Source organism: Mycobacterium asiaticum, assembly GCF_001673365.1.
Taxonomy (GTDB): domain Bacteria; phylum Actinomycetota; class Actinomycetes; order Mycobacteriales; family Mycobacteriaceae; genus Mycobacterium; species Mycobacterium asiaticum_A.
The window spans coordinates 1-7,706 of record NZ_LZLS01000140.1 but is presented as its reverse complement, the minus strand read 5'-3'; the positions used below and the strand labels follow the sequence as shown (position 1 = coordinate 7,706).

Genomic DNA, 7,706 nt, shown 5'->3' with positions numbered 1-7,706 from the left:
CTGGACCCACCGTTTCCGCCGAATCCACCGTCACCATAGAACAACCCCGCAGCACCACCGTTGCCGCCGTTGCCGCCATCGCCCCACAACAACCCGCCCGCACCACCGGCCTGCCCGGATCCGGGTGCTGCGTCGTAGCCTCGCCCGATCAGGGGGCGTCCCAACAGCAGTTGGGTGGGCGCGTTGATCGCGCCGAGGAGCAACTGCTCGATACTGGCGGTCTCCGCAGTCGCGTAGGAGTTTGCCCCAGCCGCCAGGTTGCGCAGGAACTGGTCGTGAAACGCTGCCGCGCGCAGGCTCATGTCCTGGTACTGCTGACCGTGTGCGCCAAACAGATTCGCGATAGCCGCGGATACCTCGTCGGTGGCTGCTGCAAGAACCTCAGTAGTGGCGCCGGCAGCAGCATGATTTGCTGTACTTAGTGCCGAGGAGACTGCGGCCAAATCGGTGGCCACGGCACTCATCGAAGCCGGTAATGCGAAGACATACGACATGGGCGCGACTCCCGCATCTTGAGGACAGCCCAATCCACAGGCTGTCCAAAAATTAGCTAGGCCCGCAGCGTAGCGCCGCCGTAGGAGCGCGTCACTAGTTTTCTGTGATAATTGTCGACTGCTTTTGAGGAGCTCAATTGCTGCGCAGCATCTCGATGACCGCGCTGAAATCCTTATCGGCGTGCTCGGCGGCGAACTCGGCATAGATCTTTGCCGCATGTGTGCCCAGCGGGGCAGCCGAACCGGTCGAGGCCACCGCGTCCATCGCCAGGCCCAGGTCTTTGTTCATCAGCGCGGCGGCGAAACCGGGCTTGAAGTCGTTGTTGGCCGGCGAGGTCGGAACCGGCCCGGGCACTGGGCAATTGGTGCTGACCGCCCAGCAGTTGCCGGTGGCGCCGGTGATCACGTCGAACAGCGACTGCGCCGACAACCCGAGCTTTTCGGCCAGCACGAACGCCTCGCCAATCGCAATCTGCTGTACCGCCAACACCATGTTGTTGCACACCTTGGCGGCCTGTCCGGCGCCCGCGGCACCACAGTGAATGACCTTGCCCGCCATGGGTTCCAGCACCGGACGCGCGCGCAGCAGCGCAGCTTCTTCGCCACCGACCATGAATGCCAACGTCCCGGCCACCGCCCCCTTGACCCCGCCGGAGACCGGCGCGTCGAGTTGTGCCATCCCGTGCTTGGCGGCCAGCTCGTGGGCCTCGCGGGCGTCGTTGACCGAGATGGTGGAACTGTCGATGAACAACGCGCCCTCGGATGCCGCCGGCAGCACCTCCGTGTAGCACTTTTTAACCACATTGCCGTTGGGCAGCATGGTGATAACGACGTCCGCCCCCGCCACCGCCTCGGCGGCGCTGTCGAACAGTACCGCGCCATTGTTGGCGGCCGTTGTCGCCGCTGCGGGCACCGGGTCGTAGCCGCGCACGAGATGTCCTGCGCCAATGAGATTCGCCGACATCGGCCCACCCATGTTGCCGAGCCCCAGGAACGCAATCGCCAGAGACGTTGTCATGCCGGCCTTTCTATACGGTGTTCTATAGGTTGGCGCGAAAACGTCCGGCCTCAGCTCGGCCGATGACCACCCGCATGATTTCGTTGGTCCCTTCCAGGATCCGATGCACGCGCAGGTCGCGGACGATCTTTTCCAGGCCGTACTCGCGCAGGTAGCCGTAGCCGCCGTGTAGCTGCAGGGCCTTGTCGGCAACCTCGAAGCACGTGTCGGTGACGTAGCGCTTGGCCATTGCGCACAACTCGACCTTGTCGGCGGCATCGTCGTCCAGTGCGTTTGCCGCCCGCCACAACATCATTCGTGATGTCTCCAGGCCGGTGGCCAGGTCGGCCAGGGTGAACCGTACGGTCGGCTCGTCGAGCAGGGCGGAGCCGAATGCCTGGCGTTCACGCACGTAGGCACCCGCCTTGTCGAAGGCCGCCTGCGCGCCGCCCAGTGAGCAGGCCGCAATGTTGAGTCGGCCGCCGTTGAGGCCATTCATCGCGATGCCGAAGCCGGTGCCTTCACCGTCGGATCCACCCAGCATGGCTTCGGCAGGCACCCGCACGCCGTCGAGCACCACCTGCGCGGTGGGCTGGGCGTGCCAGCCCATCTTCTCCTCCATCGCGCCGAAACTCAGCCCCGGAGTGCCCTTTTCGATGACGAACGCCGAAATGCCGCGCGGCCCTTCGCTTCCGGTGCGAGCCATCACCACGTAAACATCGGATGCCCCTGCGCCGGAGATGAACTGCTTCACCCCGTCGAGAACGTAGTCCGAACCTTGCTTGACCGCGCGGGTGCTCAGCGCGCTGGCGTCGGAACCGGCGCCGGGCTCGGTCAGGCAGTAGCTGGCGATGACGTCCATGGCGGCCAGACGTGGCACCCACGCCTTGCGCTGTTCGTCGGTGCCGAACCGGTCGATCATCCACGCGCACATGTTGTGGATGGACAGGAAGGCGGCGGTGGCCGGGTCGGCGATGGCCAGCTGCTCGAAAATGCGCACGGCGTCCAGTCGGCGCAGTCCGCTGCCGCCCACGTCGTCGCGACAATAGATGGCCGCCATGCCGAGTTCGGCGGCCTCGCGCAGCACGTCGGTGGGGAAGTGCTTGCTGGCATCCCAGTCCAGGGCGTACGGGGCTATCCGCTTCTCGGCGAAGGCTGCCGCCGTCTCGGTGATCACCCGTTCTTCGTCGTCGAGAGTAAACATCTGGGCTAATCCATTGTGGGGATGGAGAACTCGGCGCCGTCCTTGATGCCGGACGGCCAGCGCGAGGTGACGGTCTTGACCTTGGTGTAGAACTGGATCGAGGCTGTACCGTGCTGGTTGAGATCGCCGAAGCCGGAGCGCTTCCAACCACCGAAGGTGTGGTAGGCCACCGGCACCGGGATGGGCACGTTCACGCCGACCATGCCCACCTGGACGCGGGAGACGAAGTCGCGAGCCGTGTCGCCGTCGCGGGTGAAAACCGCTACGCCATTGCCGTATTCGTGTTCTGAGGGCAGGCGTAGGGCCTCTTCGTAATCGTGTGCGCGAAGGATGCACAGCACGGGTCCGAAGATTTCGTCGGTGTAGATCGACATGTCCGCAGTGACGTGGTCGAACAGGGTGGGGCCGATGAAGAAGCCACCTTCGAGGTTTGCATCCCCGAAAGTCAGGTCGTCGCTGGCGCGGTCGCGGCCATCGATGACCAACTCGGCACCGGCATCCACCCCCTGGCCGATGTAGTCGCGCACCCGTTGCAGCGCTGCCTCGGTGACCAGCGGGCCGTAGTCTGCCTTCGGGTCCAGGCTGTGGCCAACGCGCAGGCCATTGATCCGCTCGATCAGCCTGGCGCGCAACCGATCTGCGGTCTGCTCACCGACCGGGACGGCAACGCTGATCGCCATGCAGCGCTCGCCGGCGCTGCCGTAGCCGGCACCGATGAGGGCGTCGACGGCTTGGTCGAGGTCGGCGTCGGGCATCACGATCATGTGGTTCTTGGCGCCGCCGAAGCATTGCGAGCGCTTGCCGGTGGCAGCTGAAGTGGAGTAGATGTACTGCGCGATGTCGGAGCTGCCGACAAAGCCCACCGCCTGGATATCAGGATGGTGCAGAATCGCGTCGACGGCTTCCTTGTCGCCGTGCACAACCTGGAACACACCGGCGGGCAGGCCCGCCTCGAAGAACAGCTCGGCCAGCCGCACCGGAACCGACGGATCACGCTCACTTGGCTTGAGAATGAAGGCATTTCCGCATGCCAAAGCAGGGCCTGCCTTCCAAAGCGGAATCATGGCCGGGAAGTTGAACGGGGTGATGCCGGCGACCACACCCAGCGGCTGCCGCAGCGAGTAGACGTCGATGCCCGGACCGGCGCCTTCGGTGTAGTCACCCTTGAGCAGGTGCGGGATGCCGATGCAGAACTCGATCACCTCGATGCCGCGCTGGATGTCGCCGCGCGCGTCGGCCAGCGTTTTGCCGTGCTCGAGGGACAGCAATTCGGCCAGCTCGTTGATGTTCTTGTTGACCAGGTCGACAAAGCGCATCAGCACGCGGGCGCGGCGCTGTGGATTCCAAGCGGCCCAACCCTTTTGGGCCGTCGCGGCAGACGCTACGGCGGCGTCGATATCGGCCTGATTGGCCATCGAGACAGTTGCCTGCACCTCACCGGTGCTGGGGTTGAGGACATCAGCGATACGGCCGGATTGGCCGGTGCTGCGCTGCCCGTCGATGAAATGCGGAATCTGCGTGGTCATGGTTGTCCCGGGAGAAGTAGTTTAAGGATTTCAGAGATACTTGGATATCCTAGTAACTCCGGCGCAGGCCTGCAAGGACGGTACGTTGTCGCAGGTCAAACAGTGCCTGAAGTGCTTCCTGAACGGCTTCCTGAACGGCTTCCTGAACGGTTAAGCGGGCAGCGAATCGAACACGACTGTCCCGATGCCGACCGGGGTGTAGGAGTGGGTGCTGATTTCGACGGTGATCCGCTCGGTTAGGGGCAGGTGGCGTCGACTTCGAAGGTCTTGCTGACCTGTTGTCCGGCGTTGTCCACGCCGGTGGCAGTGCCGGTGATTTGGTAGGCGTTGCCGTTCTTTGTTGCCTTGGCGCTGTTGCCCGGGGCGCCTTCGGTGAAGCTGAGCACCACGCCGTCGACGGTGCCCAGGCCGGCGCTGCGTACGGCGGACGCGTCCTGTTCCAAACCGACGATGACACCAGTGATCATGTCGCCGATGGCAATCGAGAACCTGCCTTGATTCGTTTCGCATACCACCGGACCGCTGACGGTCTGTGGCTGACCGCCGATGATGACCTTCGTCTCGCCGGCGGCGGCGGGCGCGGCGGCGGGGCTGCCGGCGGCACTGGACGCAGCTGCGGAACTTGACGCCGGGGAACTGGACGAGGGACCGGATGGCTGGTCGTCCTTGGAACATCCGGCCATGCCCGCGACGAGGGTCGCTGCGCTCAAGACAATCAGCTCACGCTTCATCAGGGTCTCCTTTGGTCCATGGCGATTTGCACCGCAGCAAATGCTGACAAGCAGTATCTACGGCCAGGACCCTGCCGTACAGATGTTTGTCAACTAGGCCGAACGTCACCACGCAAGCGCCCGATGAATTCCTGAGTCTCGGCCCAGGTGGGCAGCAGGCCCGAAGCCCGCACATCCTCGAAGCTCGGCGCCGCCGCGTCGCGCTCGGACAAGCTCGGGGCAGCACCGTCCACCAGCGGCCACTGGACCCCCAGCGTCGGATCGGTGGCGCAGATGGTGTGCTCGCGCTGTGGGTTGTATTCCGCCGAGCACAGATACATCACCGTCGAATCATCTTGCAGCGCAAGGAAACCGTGCGCCAACCCTTCGGAGATGTAGATGCTGCGGCGGTCCTGGTCATCGAGCAGGACCGAGTCCCAGGTGCCGAATGTCGGTGAGCCCTCCCGGATATCGACGACAACGTCGAACACCGCACCGCGAACGCAGGTCACGTACTTGGCTTGGCTTGGCGGTAGTTGAGCGAAATGCAGGCCGCGCAGCACGCCCGCCGCGGATGTCGAACAGTTGGCCTGACGGACGTCCAGTCGATGGCCGGCGAATGCGGTGAAGCCCTTGTCGGTGAGCCATTCGAAGAAGATCCCGCGGGAATCGCCGTGCAGCTTGGGCGTGATCTCCCAGGCGCCTGGGACGGCTAGTTCACGTACCTGCATGCTCATTGACCGCGTTCTTCGTAGCGGGCTTCGGACGCGTCTTTTAGTGGCCGCCACCATGATTCGTTGTTGCGGTACCAGTCGATGGTGGCTCGCAAGCCGTCTTCGAAATCGGTGTGCTTTGGCGCCCAACCCAATTCGTTGTAGAGCAGGGACGGGTCGATGGCGTAACGCAGGTCATGGCCGACACGGTCGGTGACGTGGTCGAAGTCGTCTGGGTCGCGGCCCATCATCGATAACAAGGTGCGCAGGACGGACAGGTTGTCCCGTTCTCCTTCGGAACTGATCAGGTAGGTGCGGCCGATCTCGCCTTTGTCCAGGATTCGCCGCACTGCGCTGTTGTGGTCGTCGACGTGGATCCAGTCACGCACGTTGGCTCCGGCCCCGTAGAGCTTGCAACGGCGGCCGGTCAGCACATTGGTGACCTGACGCGGTATGAACTTCTCGATGTGCTGGAACGGTCCGTAGTTGTTCGAACAGTTCGACAGGGTTGCGCGTACGCCGTAGGACCGCACCCACGCTCGCACCAACATGTCACTTCCGGCCTTGGTCGCCGAGTACGGGCTCGACGGGTTATAGGGCGTCGACTCGGTGAACCGCTGCGGATCGTCGAGTTCCAGGTCGCCGTACACCTCGTCGGTGGAGATGTGGTGCAGCCGCACCCCGTGGCGTCGCACCGCCTCCAAGATCGTGAACGTCCCGATGACATTGGTGTGCAGAAACGGTTCCGGATCGTCCAACGCGTTGTCCACGTGGGATTCCGCGGCGAAATGTACGACGGCGTCGGACTCGGCTACCAGTGCCGAGACCAACTCCGAATCGCAGATATCGCCCTCCACGAGCCGGATCGAGTCGGCGACGTCTGCCAGCGACTCGCGTCTGCCGGCATAGGTGAAGGCATCGATGACCGTCACCTGATCGTCGGGGTATTCGCGCACCGTGCTGTGCACGAAATTCGCCCCGATGAAACCCGCCCCCCCAGTGACCAGCAGTCGCATGGGTACAGACCCTAACGGTTAAGACTCAGCGCCTCGGCCAGTTTTGTGAGGACGGGAACCAGCCGCTCCGGGCTCGAAGCGCCCAGCACCTGGATGGCCACATGGTCGGCACCGGCGTCCAGATGTTCATGCAGACGCTCGGCGATCGCGTCAGCGGTGCCGTAGGCCACCAACGCGTCGATCAGCCGGTCGCTGCCGGGCTTGCGGACGTCCTCGTCGGTGAACCCCAGCCGCAGCCAGTTGTTCACGTAGTTACTCAACCCCATATAGAAGTCGGCGAATTTGCGTCCGGCCGCTCGCGCCTCGTCGGCATCGGTGGTGAGGACGACCTTGTGCTCGGGCGCCAGAAAAACAGAGTTGCCCACCAGGTGGCGGGCCGTGCCGGTGTGCTCGGGCGTGGTCAGGTACGGATGCGCGCCCGCGCTGCGTTCGGCGGCCAGGCGCAGCACCTTCGGGCCGAGTGCGGCCAGTACCCGGCGGCTGTTGGGCACCATTGCGCTGTCGAGCTCGTCAAGGTACGAGACCAACGCGTCATAAGGCTTCTGGTACTCCTGGGTGTGCTCGGGATGGCCCACGCCGACGCCCAACAGAAAGCGGCCAGGATGCGCTTCTTCGATGCGGTGGTAGGACGCGGCAACTTGCGCGGCCGGCGCCGACCAGATGTTGACGATCCCGGTGGCCAGCTGCAGCGACGAGGTTTGCGCCAGCGCGGGTTCGACCCAGCCCAACTCGGCCTCCGGTGAGGCACCGACCCAGACGGCGCCGTAGCCGAGCGACTCGATCTGGGCGGCCAGCTCGGGATCGATGGAACGGCTACCCAGCCATACCCCAAAGCGGCCCAGGTCGGGTTTGAGCGAAACGATGTCGGTCACGTGCCCCCCTATACCCGTTTACCGGGTGAGTGCCCCGGCCAATTCGGCCAGCGCGGGGACCAGGTTTTCGCTCTTGGTCAGGACCTGCACCGGGATGTGGTCGGCGCCGGCGTCCAGGTGTTCATTGAGCCGGGCGGCGATGGCTTCGGTGGTTCCGTAGGCGACGACGGAGTC

8 protein-coding genes and 1 pseudogene are annotated in these 7,706 nt (G+C 64.4%); all 9 read right to left on the bottom strand.

Features of this window, described 5'->3' with window-relative positions; all coding sequences use genetic code 11:
* Window positions 1–494: PE family protein (locus A5634_RS15040; RefSeq protein ID WP_081290443.1), on the bottom strand; the 494-nt coding region annotated here is incomplete at its 3' end.
* A 133-nt stretch (window positions 495–627) separates the two neighbouring features.
* Window positions 628–1,512 (bottom strand): 3-hydroxyisobutyrate dehydrogenase, encoded by an 885-nt coding sequence (gene mmsB, locus A5634_RS15035; RefSeq protein WP_065144846.1) that lies wholly within the window; start codon window positions 1,510–1,512, stop codon window positions 628–630.
* A gap of 22 nt (window positions 1,513–1,534) precedes the next feature.
* Complete coding sequence (locus tag A5634_RS15030; protein ID WP_065144845.1) at window positions 1,535–2,695, bottom strand: acyl-CoA dehydrogenase family protein; 1,161 nt, start codon at window positions 2,693–2,695, stop codon at window positions 1,535–1,537.
* A gap of 5 nt (window positions 2,696–2,700) precedes the next feature.
* Entirely contained in the window at window positions 2,701–4,221 is a 1,521-nt protein-coding gene (locus tag A5634_RS15025; RefSeq protein WP_065144844.1) for a CoA-acylating methylmalonate-semialdehyde dehydrogenase, read from the bottom strand.
* Window positions 4,222–4,457: 236 nt separating this feature from the next.
* Window positions 4,458–4,952 (bottom strand): lipoprotein LpqH, encoded by a 495-nt coding sequence (locus A5634_RS15020; RefSeq protein WP_065144843.1) that lies wholly within the window; start codon window positions 4,950–4,952, stop codon window positions 4,458–4,460.
* An 89-nt stretch (window positions 4,953–5,041) separates the two neighbouring features.
* Window positions 5,042–5,662, bottom strand: a complete 621-nt coding sequence (rfbC, locus tag A5634_RS15015; RefSeq protein WP_065144842.1) for a dTDP-4-dehydrorhamnose 3,5-epimerase — start codon at window positions 5,660–5,662, stop codon at window positions 5,042–5,044.
* A 2-nt stretch (window positions 5,663–5,664) separates the two neighbouring features.
* Window positions 5,665–6,660 (bottom strand): dTDP-glucose 4,6-dehydratase, encoded by a 996-nt coding sequence (gene rfbB / locus A5634_RS15010; RefSeq protein ID WP_065144841.1) that lies wholly within the window; start codon window positions 6,658–6,660, stop codon window positions 5,665–5,667.
* Between the two features lie 11 nt (window positions 6,661–6,671).
* Window positions 6,672–7,532, bottom strand: coding sequence for an LLM class F420-dependent oxidoreductase (locus tag A5634_RS15005; RefSeq protein WP_065144840.1), 861 nt, complete (start codon window positions 7,530–7,532; stop codon window positions 6,672–6,674).
* Between the two features lie 18 nt (window positions 7,533–7,550).
* Window positions 7,551–7,706: pseudogene (locus A5634_RS28250) on the bottom strand (LLM class F420-dependent oxidoreductase); the annotation flags it as partial.

Excerpts from the sequence above, each read along its gene's own strand:
- A5634_RS15020 (WP_065144843.1), bottom strand. The coding sequence starts at position 4,952 with ATGAAGCGTGAGCTGATTGTCTTGAGCGCAGCGACCCTCGTCGCGGGC.
- A5634_RS15030 (WP_065144845.1), bottom strand. The coding sequence starts at position 2,695 with ATGTTTACTCTCGACGACGAAGAACGGGTGATCACCGAGACGGCGGCA.
- rfbB (WP_065144841.1), bottom strand. The coding sequence starts at position 6,660 with ATGCGACTGCTGGTCACTGGGGGGGCGGGTTTCATCGGGGCGAATTTC.
- rfbC (WP_065144842.1), bottom strand. The coding sequence starts at position 5,662 with ATGCAGGTACGTGAACTAGCCGTCCCAGGCGCCTGGGAGATCACGCCC.
- A5634_RS15025 (WP_065144844.1), bottom strand. The coding sequence starts at position 4,221 with ATGACCACGCAGATTCCGCATTTCATCGACGGGCAGCGCAGCACCGGC.
- mmsB (WP_065144846.1), bottom strand. The coding sequence starts at position 1,512 with ATGACAACGTCTCTGGCGATTGCGTTCCTGGGGCTCGGCAACATGGGT.